The organism is Sphingomonas pseudosanguinis (assembly GCF_014196255.1).
Lineage (GTDB): Bacteria > Pseudomonadota > Alphaproteobacteria > Sphingomonadales > Sphingomonadaceae > Sphingomonas > Sphingomonas pseudosanguinis.
The window spans coordinates 165,100-182,470 of the sequence record NZ_JACIDH010000005.1 but is presented as its reverse complement, the minus strand read 5'-3'; the positions used below and the strand labels follow the sequence as shown (position 1 = coordinate 182,470).

The 17,371-nt window shown below is 67.4% G+C and carries 9 protein-coding genes; 1 reads left to right on the top strand and 8 read right to left on the bottom strand.

The genetic code is table 11. From position 1 onward, the window contains the following. Positions 1 to 286: 286 nt before the first annotated feature. From GGR48_RS08510 to GGR48_RS08490, 5 genes are read right to left on the bottom strand one after another with little or no spacing between them, the layout of a single operon-like run. Positions 287 to 1,741, bottom strand: a complete 1,455-nt coding sequence (locus GGR48_RS08510) for a GH1 family beta-glucosidase (RefSeq protein WP_183951480.1) — start codon at positions 1,739 to 1,741, stop codon at positions 287 to 289. A gap of 42 nt (positions 1,742 to 1,783) precedes the next feature. Beyond that, positions 1,784 to 3,577 carry a glycoside hydrolase family 9 protein gene (locus GGR48_RS08505; RefSeq protein ID WP_221211435.1) on the bottom strand — a complete coding sequence of 598 codons (1,794 nt, stop codon included), beginning with the start codon at positions 3,575 to 3,577 and terminating at the stop codon, positions 1,784 to 1,786. Positions 3,578 to 3,579: 2 nt separating this feature from the next. Next, complete coding sequence (locus GGR48_RS08500) at positions 3,580 to 5,190, bottom strand: tryptophan halogenase family protein (RefSeq protein WP_183951478.1); 1,611 nt, start codon at positions 5,188 to 5,190, stop codon at positions 3,580 to 3,582. Beyond that, the gene (locus GGR48_RS08495; protein ID WP_338110477.1) at positions 5,187 to 6,659 is read right to left on the bottom strand and encodes a tryptophan 7-halogenase; all 1,473 of its coding nucleotides are present in this window, start codon (positions 6,657 to 6,659) and stop codon (positions 5,187 to 5,189) included. The genes GGR48_RS08500 and GGR48_RS08495 overlap by 4 nt, the downstream gene beginning before the upstream one ends. Then, a complete protein-coding gene (locus tag GGR48_RS08490) occupies positions 6,656 to 8,113 on the bottom strand; it encodes a tryptophan halogenase family protein (protein ID WP_240455897.1) in 1,458 nt (485 codons plus the stop codon). The genes GGR48_RS08495 and GGR48_RS08490 overlap by 4 nt, the downstream gene beginning before the upstream one ends. 318 nt (positions 8,114 to 8,431) lie before the next feature. Here GGR48_RS08490 and GGR48_RS08485 point away from each other — a divergent pair, with 318 nt between their 5' ends. Beyond that, positions 8,432 to 11,860 (top strand): TonB-dependent receptor, encoded by a 3,429-nt coding sequence (locus GGR48_RS08485; protein WP_338110476.1) that lies wholly within the window; start codon positions 8,432 to 8,434, stop codon positions 11,858 to 11,860. A 294-nt stretch (positions 11,861 to 12,154) separates the two neighbouring features. Here the strand turns inward: GGR48_RS08485 and GGR48_RS08480 are convergent, their stop codons facing one another. The 3 genes from GGR48_RS08480 to GGR48_RS08470 form a co-directional block, all read right to left on the bottom strand. Further along, a complete protein-coding gene (locus GGR48_RS08480) occupies positions 12,155 to 12,721 on the bottom strand; it encodes a hypothetical protein (RefSeq protein WP_240455890.1) in 567 nt (188 codons plus the stop codon). 104 nt (positions 12,722 to 12,825) lie between these two features. Further along, on the bottom strand, positions 12,826 to 15,183 hold the full coding sequence (locus GGR48_RS08475; RefSeq protein WP_240455889.1) for a glycoside hydrolase family 31 protein: 2,358 nt from the start codon (positions 15,181 to 15,183) through the stop codon (positions 12,826 to 12,828). 86 nt (positions 15,184 to 15,269) lie between these two features. Next, positions 15,270 to 17,318: a phosphocholine-specific phospholipase C gene (locus GGR48_RS08470; protein ID WP_183951475.1), complete on the bottom strand. Its 2,049-nt coding sequence runs from the start codon at positions 17,316 to 17,318 to the stop codon at positions 15,270 to 15,272. Positions 17,319 to 17,371: the final 53 nt, after the last annotated feature.

Below are 17,371 nucleotides of genomic sequence, written 5' to 3'. Positions count from 1 at the left end.
ACGCGGAAGGGACCCTTGCTCCCTATCGGGCTCCAGACCCTCGGGGGGGACGGGCTCCCTTCCGCAACACCTTCATACCACCGTCGCATCAGACAAGGGGAGGTGGCAGGCCGAAGGCCTGACGGAGGGGTGTCGCGCCATCGAGAGGGGGACACCCCTCCGACGCGCTACGCGCGCCACCTCCCCTTGCAGGGGAGGAAAAAAGGCCATCCGGATCGGCGTCGGCCAAAACAAAACCCCGCCGGTCGTGCGACCGGCGGGGTTCGTCATGTCGGGTCCGACAGGATCAGACCAACGCGTTGCGGCGGATCAGTTCCTTATACCATAGCGCGCTCAGCTTGGGCGTGCGCTTTTGGGTGGCGAAGTCGACATGGTGGATGCCGAAGCGCTTGCCATAGCCGTCGGCCCATTCGAAATTGTCCATCAGGCTCCACAGGAAATAGCCCTTGAGCGGGTATCCCTCGGCCGCCGCGCGGCGGAACTGGCCCAGATAGTTGCGCAGATACATGATCCGGTCGGAATCATCGACCAGCCCGGACTTGTTGAGCGTATCGTCCGCCGAGGTGCCGTTCTCGGAGATGTAGATCGCCTTGGGCTTCCACAGCTCACTGACCGCGCGCACGCCCCAATAGGCGGCTTCGGGGCCGACATAGAGCCAGGGCGAGGCCATGCGCGGCGATTGCGGCAGATGGGGCAGGGGAGTGTAGCCGCGCGGGTCGCTGGCATCCGCCTTGACGAAGGTCGGCGTGTAGATGTTGAGTGCGACGAAATCGAGCGGGCTGCCGATCGCGGCCATGTCGCCGGCCTGAACCTTGGGCGCGTTCGCCCCGGCCGAGGCGAGATAGCTGTCGATATAGCGGCCTTCCATGACGGCGGTCAGGAACATCGCATTGTCGTCGCGGAACGCCTTCTTCGCCGCCTCGATATGCTCGGGCGTTTCGATCGCGGGGACATAGATATTAGCGTTGTCGGCGATGCCGACCTCGGTACCGGCCTTGGCGTTCGCGCGGATCGCCTGCACGCCCAGACCGTGCGCGAGCACGCCGTGATGGCGGACCTGGTTCACCTGCGCAGGCGCCAGCTTCAGGCCCGGCGCGTGGATGCCGACCATATGGCCCAGATCGGTGAAGCAGCGCAGTTCGTTGACCGTCATGAAGCGGTGGACGCGATCGGACAGCTTGCCCGCCATGAAACCCGCATAGTCCGCGAACGCCTTGGCGGTGTCACGGTTCTGCCAGCCGCCGGGCAGCGCCTGCGGCAGGTCCCAGTGGAACATGGTGACATTAGGCTGGATACCGGCTTCGAGCAGCGCGTCGATCACGCGGTTATAATAATCGAGGCCCTTGGCATTGGGCTTGCCGCGCCCCTCGGGGAAGATGCGCGACCAGGCGAGCGACATGCGATACGCCTTGATGCCCAGATTGCGCATCAAGGCGATGTCGTCCTTATACCGGTGATAGCTGTCGCAGGCGACGTCGCCGGTATCGCCGTTCGCGACCTTGCCCGGCGTGTGCGAGAACACGTCCCAGTTGGTCTGGCCGCGCCCGTCCTCGTTCACCGCGCCCTCGATCTGATAGGCGGCGGTGGCGGTGCCCCAGAGGAAATCCTTGGGAAAGCTCTGGTCGAGCGGCGTCTGCGCGGCGGCGCGGGCGGCGCGGGCGGCGGTCAGCGCGGTCCCACCGGTGGCGAGCGCGGCGCTGCCCATCGCCATGCCGTGCTTCATGAAATTACGACGATCCATATTCTGATACCCCTCCGGAAATATAAGCGGCAATACAGGTGTTTAGCGGCGTGATGCTGACAATTCGCTGGCCAGCCAGACGAGCGGCGCGTTCCAGTTGATCGCGACCTCGTTATGCGCATAGGCGCGAATGTCGTCGGTCCAGCAGCGTTGTGGCGCGCAGCGCCCTTTCAGCGCCGCGGAGGCGCTTTCGGGAAAGCTCAGGCTGTTCGCGCCGCCCGACACCACGCCCGGCGGCGGCCCCGGCATCCGGGCATCCATCTGATGCGCCCAGAACCGGTGATGCGGATTGCGCAACGGCTTCCAGCCGAAGCCACTGACATAGCTCTGGTCGAGGGGGTTGCGACCCAGCACATAGTCCATCGCGTCGACCGCCGCGTCGCGGTAGCGCGCCGCGCCGGTGAAGCGTGCGGCCAGCGACAGGATCATGCCCCGGTTCAGGAAATTGCTGCTCGACCCCCAGGGATAGGCGGTGCCGGCATAGGGCAGGTGATAGCCTGATCTGGCCTCCTCGACGACGAAGCGATCGGCCAGCGCGACCAGCTTGGCGCGCGCAGCGGCGCGTTCCTCGGGCATGACCCGGCCGGCGGTCGCGAGCGTGATCGTGCCCAGCACCGCGACGCTGCCCCAGCTCGGCTCGCCCGCCAGCGGCGCGGTGTGGAGCGGCATCCGGTGCAGCGCCTCGGCCAGTTCGGGCATGCCGGTCGTGGCGAACAGCTCGGCGGTGGCCCAATACAGCTCGTCCGACAGGTCGTTGTCGCCGTAACCGCCGCTGCCGGTAAAGGCTTGCGCGGCGTAAACGTCTGGATTGCGCAGCGCCGCGCGATACGCCTTGCCGGCGGCGGCCAGGCAGGTGTTGGCGAACGCGTCGTCGATCCCTCGCCAGATGCGCGCGCATTGCGCGGCGGTGGCGGCCAGGTTCAGCGTCGCCGCCGTGCTGGGTGGGTAGAGCAGCCGTTCCTCGCGATCCTCGGCCGGGTTGGTCGGGATCTTGGTCCAGTTGCGATCGGCGATCTTGTGATGCGCCATGCCGCCGGCATCGACATCGGTCAGCGTCAGGGGGCCGCGTCCCTGTCGCCCGAGCGGCAGCGTCAGATGCTGACCATCGGGCACCTGCATCGCCAGCAGGAAGCGCATTTCCCAGCGCGTCTCGTCGAGCAGATCGTCGATCCGGTTCCCCGCCTCGGGCAGCGCGGCGCTGCCATCGGGGAAGGGGGGCGCGGCGGCATTCACCTCATAGAGATTTTGCAGCGTCCACAGCGCGATGCCGCCATTGACGACATATTTGCCCTGGTCGCCGGCATCATACCATCCGCCGGTGACGTCGCGCGTATAGGAGCAGCCCGGCCAGTCGGTGCCGGCCAGATCGCGGCCCTTGAAACAGGTCACGACTTCGCGGGGATGCCCGGCGGCGCGCGCCCATTGCGGGCCGCCGGCGAAGCGCGCCTCGATCGGCGTCCCCGCGCGCTGCTGATAGAAGAAGTTCAGTGCCGCGCGCGCCAGCGGGCGATAAGTGTCGGCGGCGATGGCGAAGACATGGCTCGTCCGGCCATCGACCCGCAGGCGATAGGTGCCCGGCGTTGCGACGCGGCTGAAGTCGATCTGGTGAACCATGTCCCCCGATGCGGCGTCGGGCCCGAACGGCACGGTTTGCCCCTCCGCCACGGTGCGCCCGTCCGCATCGATCACCTGCCAGGGCAGCGGCGTGGTGCCGTCATGCGCGAGGATCGCACGCTTGGCGGTATCGGGGCGAAAGCCGATCTGGTTGAGATGCGGGCCGGGCGCATCGGTCGCGCCGATCAGCGCCAGCGCGACCAGCGGCAGGGCGAAGCGCATCCTCACAATAGCGGCCCCCGGCCGGGCGTCGCACCTTGTCGGGCGAAGTCGAACCCCGATCCCGTGCCGCCGGTCAGGCCGGGTGCGAGCGGCGACGGGGCGGTGGCGCGCAGGAAATCGCCATGGCTGGGCAGGCGCGCGGCGGTGTCGGCATAGCCCGCGCGCATCTGTTCCAGCGCCTGCGCGACCAGATGTTCGTCGAGTGCGTCGACGGCCGGCTCCCAATGCTGCGGCACGGTGCCCTGGCCGAGGCCCACCGCGACCCAGCTGGGGTTGCTGAACAGGTCATAGCCTTCGCGGAACAGCCGGCCCTTGCCCGCCCACAGCGCCATCTTGCGCGCCAGGCTGTCGGGCACGTCCATCGTGCGCACCCGGTTCCAGAAGGGCGTGTCGTCGCGCCGCGTCGCCTTGTAATGGAAGATGATGAAGTCGCGCACATCCTCATACAGGTCGCGCATCTGACGGTTGAACTCGGCGCGCTCGGCGGGGTCGAAGCGATTGTCGGGGAACAGCGCGATCAGGCGTTGCAGCGCCGCCTGGACCAGATGGATGCTGGTCGACTCCAGTGGCTCCAGGAAGCCGCTCGACAGGCCGAGCGCGACGACGTTGCGGTTCCAGCTTTCGCGCCGACGTCCCGCCGTGAAGCGCAGGCGTCGCGGATCGCCGAGCAATTCGCCCTCCAGCGCGCCCAGCAATTGCGCTGCGGCGTCGTCGTCGGCCAGATGATCGCTGCAATAGACCAGGCCATTGCCCATCCGGTGCTGCAACGGGATGCGCCATTGCCATCCCGCCTCGCGCGCGGTCGCCCGGGTGAAGGGATCGGGCTCGCGCGGGTTCGGCAGCGCGCACGGCGCCGCAACCGCGCGGTCGCAGGGCAGCCAGTGCGCATAGCTTTCGTAACCGGTTTCCAGCGCCCCCTCGATCAGCAGCCCACGAAAGCCCGAGCAGTCGATGAACAACTCACCCTCGATCCGCCGGCCATCGGCCAGTGTCACCGCGCGGACATGGCCGTCCTCGGGGCGCAGGTCGACGCCCTCTATCCGCCCCTCGACCCGCGTCACGCCGCCACGCTCGGCATAGCCGCGCAGGTAGCGCGCATAGAGACCGGCGTCGAAATGGAAGGCGTAGAACAGCTCGCGCACCGGCGACTGCGCATCGGGGCGTGCCCGGCCGAACCGGCCAGCCCTCGCGGCCATCGCGCTCATCGACCACTCAGCGATGTCGGGCAGCGCGCGCCGGCTGCGTTCGCGCAGCCAGAGCTGGTGGAAATGGACGCCTTGCAGATCCTGACCGAACCGGCCGAAGGGGTGGAAGTAACGCTCTCCGCGCTGGCCCCAATCGACGAACTCGATGCCCAGCTTGAAGGTGCCCGCCGTGGCGGCGAGGAAGTCGTTCTCGTCCAACCCCAGCATCTGGTTGAAGCTCAGGATCGGCGGGATCGTCGCCTCACCGACGCCGACCGTGCCGATCTCCTCGGACTCGACCAGCGTGACGTGGGTGTAGCCATTGTTGAGCAGCCGCGCGAAAGCGGCGGCGGCCATCCAGCCGGCGGTGCCGCCGCCGACGATCACGACCTGACGGATCGCATGCTCCGGGATCGGGGGCTGGCTCATCGGGCAAGGCGTCTCGTCTGGGCCGCGCGCCATTCGGCATGGGCGGGGGCCTGGGGAAGGGCGGCGGTGATCGCGCCGGTCATTTGCGCCATGGCGGCCTTGGCCTCGGCGGGCGGCACGGCATGGACCAGCGGATCGACCCGGCGCGGCAGATGCCCCTGGCCGAGCAGCACGGCGGCCCAGCTGTCGCGGGAGAAGGTCTCTTCTTCGTAGAAGGGCAGGCGGCCGCGCTCTTCGAACTGCGCCAGCGTATGCGCCAGGCTGTCGGGCGGCGTGACCTGCGCCAGCGCGCGCCACATCGGCTCGGGACGGGTGGCGGTGCGATAGTGCATCGCCAGGAAATCGCGCACCCGCTCCGCCTCGGCCAGCGTCTGGCGGTTGAAGTCGGCTGCCTCGACCGCAGCCATGGCGCGGTCTGGCAGCATCGCGATCAACCGGTCGACCGCGCTCAGCGCAAGGTGCAGATTGCACCATTCGAGCGGTTCGACCTGGGTCGCGGCGTCGCCGATCGCGACGCAATTGCCGCGCCAGGGCCGAGGGCGTGTGCCGGCGCGAATGGTGATCGGCGCCCCCGCCGTCACACCCAGCCCGCCAAGCATCGCGGCGGCGTCCGCGTCGCTCAGATGGGCACTGGCATAGGCCAGACCCATTTGCCGCCCGCTCGACCAGCCCCAGCCCGCACCATGCGCCTCGACCGGGGTCAGCACGGGCGCGTTCTCCACCTGCGGTCGATCCGCCAAGAGCAGGCGGTCGCAGGGAAGCCAGCGCGACCAGTCGTCCCGTTCGCTGTCGATCGCGCCACGAAGCCGCGCCGCCGGGCCGGTGGCGTCGATGAACAGATCGGCGGCGAGTGCTTCACCGCTGGTCGTGCGAACCTCGGTCAAGAGGCCGTCTTCGCACGTCACGTCCGCGATCTCCCCTGCGATTTCGCGGACGCCGACGTGCAGGCCGAAGGCGCGGATCATCGCCCCGTGGCGTTCGATGTCGAGCGTCAGGCCATATTCGTGGCCGGCGAAGACCGTATCCGGCGTCGGCGGCACGAAGCGTCCGGCCCGCGCCAATTGCGCGGCGGGGGCGAAGGCGTCGAACGGGGTGACCGGCCCGGCCTTTGCGGCGCGGACCCAATGGAGGTGAAAGCCCGCCGGCCCGATCGGATGGCCATAGGGGCCATAGGCGTGGACATAATCGGGCAGTCCCTCGACCCAGCCCGTGAAGCGCGTGCCCAGACGATAGCCCGCACCCGCACGGGTGATCCCGTCATCCGGGCCGATACCCAGATCGGCCTGAAAGCCGAGCAGCGAGGGCAGGGTGCAGGCGATCCGATCGGCCAGCGCGTCCGCTGCGACCGGCGTGGCCAGCAGCGTGACGTCGAGGAACGGCGCGCGCCGCTTCAGCGCGGCGGCGGCGTACCAGCCGGTCAGCCCACACCCTGTGACCAGCACTCGGCGGATCGGTTCGTGCGCGCTCACGCCGCTGCTTCCATCGGGCAATAACGCTCTAGAAATGCGCGGTGATCGGGACGGGTGCCCACGTCGCGCGCGATGTCGCCGCGCAGGGCCGCGACCGCCTCGGCCAGTTCCGCTGAGCCGGCCATGTCGGCGCGCGGGTCCCACCCCTCGGGCACGATGCCCTGACCCAGATAGACCGCGATCCAGCTGGCATCCAGGAACACGCCTTCGCGATACTTCACCACCCGCGCGCGGCGCCGCCACAGCGCCAGCTTCTCGGCCAGGCTGTCGGGGATCGGCATCGTCCGCACATAGTTCCAGAAGGGCGAATCGTCGCGCGTCGTGGCGTGGTAATGCAGGATCAGGAAGTCGCGGATGCGATCATATTCCAGGTCGATGATGCGATTGAACTCGTCGCGGTCCGCATCGCTGGCGTCGCGTTCGGGGAACAACTCGATGAGCGCGGTGATCGCCTGCTGGACCAGATAGATGCTGGTCGATTCGAGCGGTTCGAGGAACCCGCTTGCCAGCCCGATGGCCACGCAATTGCCGACCCAGCTGCGCCGCCGCCGGCCGGCCTTGAAGCGCAGCAGGCGCGGCTCGGCGATCGGCTCGCCCTCCACCGCTTCCTCCAGCGCACGCCTGGCATCGTCGTCGCTGACGAAGCCGCTGGCATAGACATAGCCGTTGCCGGTGCGGTGCTGGAGCGGAATGCGCCAGCGCCACCCGGCGCGCATCGCGATCGCGCTGGTATAGGGGGTGACGGCGGTGCGCGTCCGGCACGGCATGGCGACGGCACGGTCGGTCGGCAGCCATTTCGACCAATCCTCGAACGGCTCGCCCAGCGTCTGGCCGAGCAGGAGCGAGCGGAAGCCCGAGCAATCGATGAACAGATCGCCCGCGATCCGCTGTCCGTCCTCCAGCGTGACGGCGCGGATCAGGCCGCTCTCGACGTCGCGTTCGACATCGACGACGATCCCTTCGGTGCGAAGCGCTCCCATCTCCTCGGCGAGCGATCGCAGATAGGGCGCGAAGAGCAGCGCGTCGAACTGATAGGCATAGCCGAAGGTCGAGGACAGCTGCTCGCGATCGCGGCCCGGATGGTCGAAGCGGCCCTCGCGCGCCAGCGCACAGGCATAGGACAGGTCGTCGAGCGGAGGCAGCTCCGCCCCCTCATTCTTCAGCCGCGACCAGTAATGATGGAAGTCGATCGCGCCCCCGCCGCGCCCGAAGGTGCCGAAGGGATGGATATAGCTGTCGCCGATTCGGCCCCAATCGCGAAACTCGATGCCCAGTTTGAAGGTCGCGCGGGTGCGCGCCATGAAATCCTTTTCGCTGATGCCAAGTCGTTCATTGAAGGCGCGAATATGCGGGAGGGTCGCCTCGCCGACTCCGACCACGCCGATGGCCTCGGATTCGATCAGATGTACCTGGCACTGTCCCGGAAGGAGACGCGCCAGCGCCGCCGCCGCCATCCAGCCGGCGGTTCCGCCGCCCACGACGACGACCCGCACCTTGTCGCTATCCACCCCGCATCCCCTCTCCGACGCCTTGGATTCTCGCGCCGATTCTGTCTGTCTCATGCCGCGATCGGGGTTGTGCCGCAATCCACCCGCCATGCCAGCGTGGCAGGAATGTTACACCTTGTCCCGGATCGGACATTTATAAGTTAAGTATCTTGTCGAAATGTTTCTGGTAGCGCAATCACAAGGATGTGAACCACGGCGCGTGCCGTGATCACGACCTATTTTTCCGCGACGCCAATGGGGCGCGCGACAAAGGGGGGGATGACCATGATGCGCACGGTTGCGCCTTTGACTACCAGTGCCAATCGATTTCATCGGCTGTTGTTCAGCGCCTCCGCCGGCGCGCTGTGCGTCGCGTCGCTGAGCACGCCCGCCCTTGCCCAGAGCGACGCGTCGCAGACCACGTCGCCGACCGGTGCGGTCGCGGGCCAGGGCACGGCCGGTTCGGCCACGCCGCGCACCGCCGCCAGCGTCGAGGCCGCCAGCGCCCAGCCGCCCGCCGGCGATGAGTCGTCGACCAACGAAGTCGTCGTGACCGGCATCCGCCAGAGCCTGGCCAATGCCCAGACGATCAAGCGCAACTCCGACACCGTCGTCGACGCGATCACCGCCAGCGACATCGGCGCGCTGCCCGACCGTTCGGTCACCGAAGCGCTGCAACGCGTGCCCGGCGTGTCGATCAGCCGCTTCGCCGCCGCCAACGATCCCGACCACTTCTCGGTCGAAGGCTCGGGCGTCGCGGTGCGCGGCCTGACCTTCGTCCGTTCCGAGTTCAACGGCCGCGACACCTTCTCGGCCGGCATCGGCGGGCAGGCGATCAACTTCTCCGACGTGCCCGCCGAATTGCTCGGCTCGGTCGAGGTGTACAAGAACGCCACCGCCGAACTGATCGAGGGCGGCCTGGCCGGCACGGTCAACCTGAACACCCGCAAGCCCTTCGACAACAAAGGCTTCCATGCCGGCTTCACCGCCGAGGCCAATTACGGCGACTTCAAGAAGAAGTGGTCGCCGACCGGCTCGCTGCTGCTCAGCAACACCTGGGACACGGGCATCGGCCGCTTCGGCCTGCTCGGCAACGTGTCCTATTCGCGCGTCCGCAGCCGTGCCGACAGCGTGCGCATCACCAATATCCAGACGCGCGACAACACGCTGGCGCTGGCCGCGAACTCGACGACCGCGCAGAATTGCCGCAACCCGCTGCCCGGCACCGCCGACCAGACGACGCTGCCTGTCGGCGGTTCGACCGATTTCGCCTGCGGTGCGGCCGGCACGAATGGCGCGGACGGCTTCCTCGACCCGGCCTCGCTGCGTTACGCCCCGATCGGTGGCCAGTTCGCGACGCAGGAATTCGACCGCAAGCGTGACGGCGTCGCGCTGGCGGGCCAGTGGCAGAGCAATGACGAGCGGACCCTGCTGACCGCGCAGTTCCTGCGCACGCACACGGTCAACAACACCTCGGAGCGCACCTTCGAGACCGCGCCCGATCTGGCCGAGTACAATACCTTCCCGGTCGGCTGCCTCCAGAACAATCTGGGACCGGCCAACTCGACGATCGCCCAGTGCCCGACCGGCACGACCAAGAATTACGTCTATGACGCGAACGGGCTGTTCCAGTCGGGCTATATCACGGCACCGGGCAACGGCTATCGCGCATCGTGCAGCGGCAATGCGACCTGCTGGGTTCCGACCGGCGGTACGCAGCAGTCGCTGGCGCGGGGCATGACGCGGGACGAGAACACCGTCACCGACTTCGGCCTGAACCTGAAGACCCAACTCGACGACCATTGGTCGGTCAACCTGGACGGCGACTATACCCGCGCCAAGAAGACCAGCACCGACCTGCGCGTGTTCGGCTCGACCTTCGCCGACTCCGAACTCGATCTGTCGGGCAATCTGCCGACCGTCATCCCGCACAAGCCGTCGACGTTGCAGGCGAGCTGGGCCACGCCCAACCCCACCCTGAACCAGCAGACCGACGCGCAGTATTTCGCCAATCGCAACGTCCAGTTCTGGCGCGCGGCGATGGACCATCTCGAAGAGAGCACGGGCCGCGAATATGCGTTCAAGGCCGATGTCGATTACAAGTTCGACGACGGCAGCTTCTTCACCCATGCCAAGTTCGGCGCGCGTTACGCCGATCGTGCGTCGGAAGTGCGCTACACCACCTATAACTGGGGTGCGCTGTCCGAAGTCTGGTCGGGCACCAATCCGGTGTCGTTCGCCCAGGCCCCGGGCCAGACCGAGCTTTACACCTTCCCCAACTTCTTCCGGGGCGCGATCAGCGGCTCGCCGTCCGCCTATTATTACACGGGCAACATGACGGAGGGCTATCAGCAGTCGGCAGCCTATTTCCAGTCGATCGGCAACCTCTGGAAGTCGGCCAATGGCTCGACCGCTACGACCTGGGCGCCGCTGGCCCAGCGTGGGGGTGTCGTGTCGGGCACGCCCTATCTGCCGTCCGAAATCCAGCTGGTGAACCAGCAGGACAAGAACGCCTTTGCGCAGATCAACTTCGCCACGCCGGGTGACCTGTTCCCGGGCGTCCGCATGAGCGGCAATATCGGCGTCCGCTATGTCCTGACCGATCTGACGTCGGCAGGGTCGATCGGTGCCCCGACGCAACAGCAGACCGGCACGACCGACGCGTTCGCCACCCGCTGCGCCATCACGACGACGACCCGCCCCGACGGCACCGTCGTCACGGGACGTCCGGCGGGTATCTGTCAGCTGGGCGAGGCCGCGTACAACTCGATCCAGCGCTTCTCGACCGGCGTCACCGTGCCCGATACGGCGCGCAACCAGTATCATTACTGGCTGCCCAGCATGAACCTCAAGTTTGGTCTGGGTCGCGACGTGGTGCTGCGTCTGGCGGCTTCGAAGGTGATGACGCGTCCGGATTTCGCGAACATCCGCAACTTCCTGCAGCTGGGCTTCGACGCCAATAGCGGTCAGATCACGGCGACGGCGGGCAATCCGTTCCTGAAGCCGGCGACCGCATGGCAGTTCGACGCCACGGTCGAATGGTATTTCGCGCGTGTCGGCCAGCTGTCGTTCGACGTCTTCTACAAGTCGGTGAAGGACTTCTTCTACCAGTCGGTCACCAACCGGAACATCACCAGCAACGGCATCACCCAGTCGGTGCTGGTCCGTGGCCCGTCCAACTTTGACGGCACGGGCAAGATCAAGGGCTTCGAGGCGGCGTACCAGCAGACCTTCGACTTCCTGCCGGGCTTCCTCAACGGCCTGGGCGCGAGCGGCAGCTATACCTATATCGACAGCTCTGGCCTGCCCAACTCGTTCCTGAACGGCGGCGCGCCGGCCAACACCTCGAACATCAAGCCGGGCAACATCCCGCTCGAGGGGCTGTCGCGGCATACGGTCAACGCGGCCGTCTTCTATGAGAAGGGCCCGGTCTCGCTGCGTGCGGCGTATAACTGGCGGTCGAAGTATCTGCTGACGCCGGCGGACGTGATCTTCCCCTATACCTCGATCTATCAGGATGCGGGCGGGCAGCTGGACGCGTCGGCGTTCATCAACCTGAACAAATATCTGAAGATCGGCGTGCAGGGCGTGAACCTGGCCAATCAGGTCGTTCGCACGCAGCAGGCCTATATCAGCGGTTCGACCGAGACCGCGCCGCGTTCGTACATCGTCAACGACCGCCGCTTCTCGTTCGCGCTGCGCGGGACATTCTGATCCGGGTGTCCGACCGGTCCCCATCGGGATCGGCCGGATGCAACCTTACGGCCGTTCGCTCCGAAAGGGGCGGGCGGCCTTTTCTTTTGTGATGAGACAAAGCCCCAACCGCCGTTCCGCCTGAGCTAAGTCGAAGGCCACGCCGTGCCGGGGCCAAAGCTATTGTCGATCCCCGCTTCCAAGCGGGGACACCCCTCCGTCAGGCCTTCGGCCTGCCACCTCCCCTTCCAGGGGAGGATGTTTCAGCCGCCGCGACAGATGCCGGGACGACGGCGCGTCGCCCCGGCATGGCCATCAATTATGCGGCAGCTTCGACCGGTCGAACCCCGGCCCCAGGTCGAGCAGGAAGGCCGGGCCGACCTCGATCACCTGCTTGGCGCCGGCCAGCTGGACCGAGATATTGGCCTTGCCCGCCGCATAGGCCTGGTTCGCCACGCCCGAGGCGTAATAGCGTTTCCAGCTCGGGCCGACCTGCACCGGCTCGGTGACGATCGGGGTGTAGGGCGGCTCCGATCCGCCGGCGCCGATCGGGATGGCGACGGGCGCCGCATCGGTAGCGCCCGGCGCGCGCAGATAGACCATGACCAGCATCGTATCGCCCGCCGCGATCGGCTTGATCGTGGGATAGCTGGCGCCGCTGTCCCAGGGGTTCGCCCCGGCGCGGCTGACCTTCACCTGCACGGCGTTGCCGCCCGGTACGTCGGTGGCGGGGACCTGCTTGGCGGACTGGTCGGGACCGTAGAGTTTCCAGCCGATACCCGGCTCGTTCACCGCCTTGTCGAAGATGCTGGGCTGGGCGGCGGCGCTGGGCGTGGCCTGTCCCGACGTTGCGGCCAACAGCATCGCGATGATACCGATCATGCTTCCTCTCCCCTCTGAAACGGCCGACTATTCCGGTCCGTCGAATCGATTGTATCGCGGTCGGCGCATTTCCCAAGAGGGAGAATGGGCCGAGCGCGGTCCCGTTATCGACCGATGATCTTGACCAGCGGTGCTAGCGTCTGGCCGGTCGGCAAGCGGCCGTTGGCGGTGAGCTGACGGGTGGCATCGTTCCAGTGCAGCGTCGCGCTGCGCCCGCCCGTCTTGCGCCAGGCATTGGTGGTGCCGTCATCGTCGTATAGGGTGAAGCTGGCATCGCGGCCCGGATAGACGCGGATGCTCTCCAGGTTTTGCGCAGTCGCGGTGCTGGGCACTTGAACCCCCATCGGCACGATCGACCCGGCGCGCACGAACAGCGGGATATGGTCGATCGGCGCGGCGGCCTCGATCCACTGGCCGCCGGTGTAGCGCTTGTCGGTCCACCAGTCATACCAGTCGGTGCCGCCGGGCAGATAGACGCGTCGCGACGTCTGCCCCTGTTCGGTGACGGGCGCCACCAGGAAGGCGGGGCCGAACATGTACTCGTCGCCCAGATCCTTGACCGCCGGATCATTGGGGAAGTCCATGAACAGCGCGCGCATGAAGGGCGCGCCGGTCTGGCTGGTCTGCCGCCCCAGCGCATAGAGATAGGGCATCAGCGCGTAACGCAGGCGCAGGATGTTCGCGAGGATCGGCTCGGCGGCGGTGCCATAGTCCCACAGCGCGGTGCCCGGCCGCTGGCCATGGATGCGCAGCGTCGGCGTGAAGGCGTTATACTGGAACCAGCGGACGAACAGCTCCGGGTAATCGCGGTACGACGGCGCCATCGCGGTCGCGCCTGCCGGATCGACCAGCACCGGCGCTCGCGCCTCCGGCCCGTTCGGCCATTGCCAGCCGCCCGTGTCGCTCGACCAATAGGCGATGCCGCTGGCCGTCATGCCGAGCCCGGCGGGCACCTGACGGCGCAGCGCTTCCCAGTTGGACTGGACGTCCGACGACCAGAACAGGCAGCCATTGGCCTGCGTGCCCAGATAGGCGGCGCGGCACAGGATCAGGTTGCGCTTGTCCGGCCGGTCGCGGGCCGAGCCCTCGGCGACGCTGGAGGTGTGGAGCAGCGGATAGACGTTGCGATAGCGATCGCCCGACCCGATCGAAAAGAAATGCCCCTCAGGGACCAGATCCGGCTCGGTCTCGTCCAGCCAGGCATAGTCGAAGCCTTGGGCAAAGATGTTGTCGCGGATCTTGTCCCAGAACCACGCCCGCGCCTGCGGATTGGTACTGTCGATCAGCGCACCCGCCCGGTCGGAGCGGATCGGCAGGCCGTCGACGGGGTTGCCGTCCTTGTCCTTCATCAGCCAGCCCTTGGCGGCCAGTGTGTCGAAATATCGGCTCTCGCGCTCGAAACGCGGCCAGATGCTGATGATGCTCTGCATCCCCATCGACTCGAGATGCGCGTTCATGCCCGCCGGATCGGGAAAGGCGGTGCGATCGATGTCGAGCTGCCCCATCCGCGTCCAGTAGAACCAGTCGAGCACCATGATGTCGAGCGGCAGGCCGCGCTTGCGATAGCCATCGGCGATCTCGGTCAGCTGGCCTTGCGTCTCGTAGCGCGCCTTGCTCTGGATCAGGCCGAATGCGGCCTTGGGCGGCAGCGGCGTCGCGCCGGTCAGGCGGGCGTAACCGGCATACAGCTCGTCGGTGGTTTTGCCCGCGATCACGAAGAACGACACCCGCTCGCCGACGTTCGAGGCGAATTTCGTGGCGTTCAGCAGACCCGGCGAGACGGTGGTCGCCGACGGATTGTCCCACAGGATCGCGTAGCCCTTGTCCGTCACCATGAACGGCACGCAGACCGACTCACCGCCGGGACGGTCATAATCGTGGCGGCAGTCGATGGTGCGGCCGCGCAAGTCGAGCACGCCGTCCTGATACTGGCCCAGGCCATAATAATGGGTGTCGGGCGTATCCGAGAAGCTGGCGCCGACGCGGAAGGTCTTTTCGTCCGAGACGGTATGCGGCGCCTTTTCCCAGCCGTTCATGCGGGTCAGCGGCTCGCCGTCCGGCCTGGCGAAGCTGATCGAGACGGGGGGCAGCGACGGCGCGAAATAGCGCTCCATCTGGTTGGGTGGCTTGGGCCAGGGTTGCGCGGCGACGGTGACGGTCATGCCGGGGGAGGCGAAGACGTCGCCGGTCGCGTCGGCGCGGTGCGACCAGCCGCTGGCGTTGCTTTTCGCGATCAGGCCATAGCCGGGCTTCCCTTCCGACTCGGCGCGGTCGGTGGCGATGGTGACCCGGACGATGCCGGGGGCATAGGGTTCGACCGAGACGAGCGCGCCGTTACGATCGACGGTTGCGATCGGATCGGCCGAGACCGCCAGCGGAGAGAAGCCCGCGAGCAGGGCAGATGCGGCGCAGGCCCACCGCCAGTGACGACCGGACACCGTGGCGCGCGCTTTGCCCCGCATGAAACATCCCCCCTGAATTAAGCAAACTGTTTTGCGTATTCGCCACCCTATCGCTGGTCCGGCGGGCGGGGAAGGGGGGAATGCGGTCAGGCGCGGAACGGATCGCTGATCGTCGCACGACCGGGGCGATCATGCCGCCCCGCCAGCCGCAGGCGGTAGTGCGGATCGCCCGCGCGGGTCAGCGTCAGGTCGTACCAGCCTAGGTTCTTGTCGAGCGACCAGCGGTGGCGGCCGGGCTTGAGCGGGTGGGGCGCGGGCGGAGCCTTGCCGGGTTCGAGGCGGACGATCGACAGGTCGTCCAGGCCGGGCGGGACGGCCAGAGTCAGGTCTTCGTCATCGACCGAATGCTGCACCTCGGCCGCCCCGTCCCTCGCCGCGAAATGGCGGTGGAAGCCATTGGGGCCGAGCACCCATAGGTCATGGATGGCGGGCCAGACATCTTCGATCTGGGTGCCCGCCGCCAGCACATAACGGCGCGGTGTCGTATCCAGCGCATGCCGGTCATAGACATGGAAGACCGCGCCTGCGCCCTCCGCGCTGAAGCGCAGGCGAACGCCAGTCGGATCGGCAAGACGCTGCACCTCCAGTCGGTAGGGCAGGGGGCGGGCGCGGCGGATGCCGGGCTCCTGGGCTGGCGGGCCGGGGGAGCTGGGGGCCTGCGGGCTTACCTGGCCCTTGATCGCGGCGGCGCGCATGGCCTGTGCACGCGGATCGGGCAGGCTGGGCGTCGACGTATCGCTGCCTGTGAAGTCGAACGCACTGGTCAGGTCGCCACACACCGCGCGCCGCCAGGGCGCGATATTGGGTTCGTGAAAGCCGAACCGCGTCTCCAGAAAACGGATGACGCTGGTGTGGTCGAAGGTTTCCGAATTGACCCAGCCGCCCCGGCTCCACGGCGAGACGACATACATGGGCACGCGCGGGCCCAGGCCATAGGGACGGCCGCGATAGGCGGGCTTGTCGACATCGGCATCGCCGGTCGAGGGCACGTCATGATAGGCGCCCGCGAGATCGACCGTCGATCCGCCCAGCATCTTGCCGTCGGGCCCGCGCGACGGCGGGGCGGGCGGCGGGACATGATCGAAAAACCCGTCATTCTCGTCGAACATCACGAACAGCGCGGTGCGCGCCCAGACCTTCGGATCGGCGGTCAGCGCGTCAAGCAACTCGGCGGTATAAGCCGCGCCCTGCGCCGGGCTGGAAGGGTTGGGGTGTTCCGATCCGGCGGCGGTGGCGATGATATAGGAAACCTGCGGCAACCGCCCGGCCAGCACATCGGCCTTCAGCACGTCCAGCCCGCGCGTGGTCAGCGCCCGGTCCTTGAGCGCCGGATCGCCGCGCCCGTGATGCGCCTCGCGATAGGTATGGAAGCCGACCAGCGGGTTGTCGGTGAAATTGTCCGCCATGTCCTGATAGATGCGCCAGTCGATTCTCGCCGCCTGCATCCGCTCCGGCACGGTGGTCCAGCGGTACGGATCGGCCGCACCGCCATTCTCGACGAAGCTGTCATGCGAATTGCCGATCGCCGGGCCGCCCGCCTGGCCCGAAGGATCGTTGGTGCCGGTCCACAGGAACAGCCGGTTGGTGTTGGTCCCCGTCTGCACCGCGCAGTGATAGGCGTCACAGATTGTAAACGCCTCGGCCAGCGCGAACTGGAAGGGCAAGTCAGCACGGGCATAATGGCCCATAGCGCGCTGGTGCTTCGCCTCTGGCCAGTGCGCCATGCGGCCTTCGTCCCAGGCGGCCTGCGCATCGGGCCAGGTGTGCGGCGTGCCCTCCATCCGCATCAGCGCGAATTGCCTGTCGGTGTCGAGGTGGAAGGGGGAGACGCAGCGCGGGCCACCCTCGGCCTTTCGGTCGAGCTGTTGCCAGACGGTGCGGGGCGCGTCGCCATAGGAGGCGACCGGAATGGGGAAACGATCCCTGAACCCCCGCACGCCGCGCATCGTGCCGAAATAGTGATCGAAGCCGCGATTTTCCTGCATCAGGATGACGACATGCTCGACGTCGCGGATGGTCCCGGTCCGCCGGTCGGGCGCGATCGCCGCCGCACGGGCGATAGCGGGGGGCAGGGCGGCGGCTCCGGCGAGGGCTGCGCTGGCGGATAGGAAAGAGCGGCGGGAGAACAAAGCCATGGCTCTGCCCATGGCCGATGTCGTTGACGTTTTGGTGACGCCGTTCATTCCTC

Coding starts and splice junctions, on each gene's coding strand:
- GGR48_RS08505 (WP_221211435.1), bottom strand. CDS start 3,577: ATGCGCTTCGCCCTGCCGCTGGTCGCGCTGGCGCTGATCGGCGCGACC.
- GGR48_RS08470 (WP_183951475.1), bottom strand. CDS start 17,318: ATGGCTTTGTTCTCCCGCCGCTCTTTCCTATCCGCCAGCGCAGCCCTC.
- GGR48_RS08475 (WP_240455889.1), bottom strand. CDS start 15,183: ATGCGGGGCAAAGCGCGCGCCACGGTGTCCGGTCGTCACTGGCGGTGG.
- GGR48_RS08500 (WP_183951478.1), bottom strand. CDS start 5,190: ATGAGCCAGCCCCCGATCCCGGAGCATGCGATCCGTCAGGTCGTGATC.
- GGR48_RS08510 (WP_183951480.1), bottom strand. CDS start 1,741: ATGGATCGTCGTAATTTCATGAAGCACGGCATGGCGATGGGCAGCGCC.
- GGR48_RS08490 (WP_240455897.1), bottom strand. CDS start 8,113: ATGGCGGCGGCGGCGCTGGCGCGTCTCCTTCCGGGACAGTGCCAGGTA.
- GGR48_RS08480 (WP_240455890.1), bottom strand. CDS start 12,721: ATGATCGGTATCATCGCGATGCTGTTGGCCGCAACGTCGGGACAGGCC.
- GGR48_RS08485 (WP_338110476.1), top strand. CDS start 8,432: ATGATGCGCACGGTTGCGCCTTTGACTACCAGTGCCAATCGATTTCAT.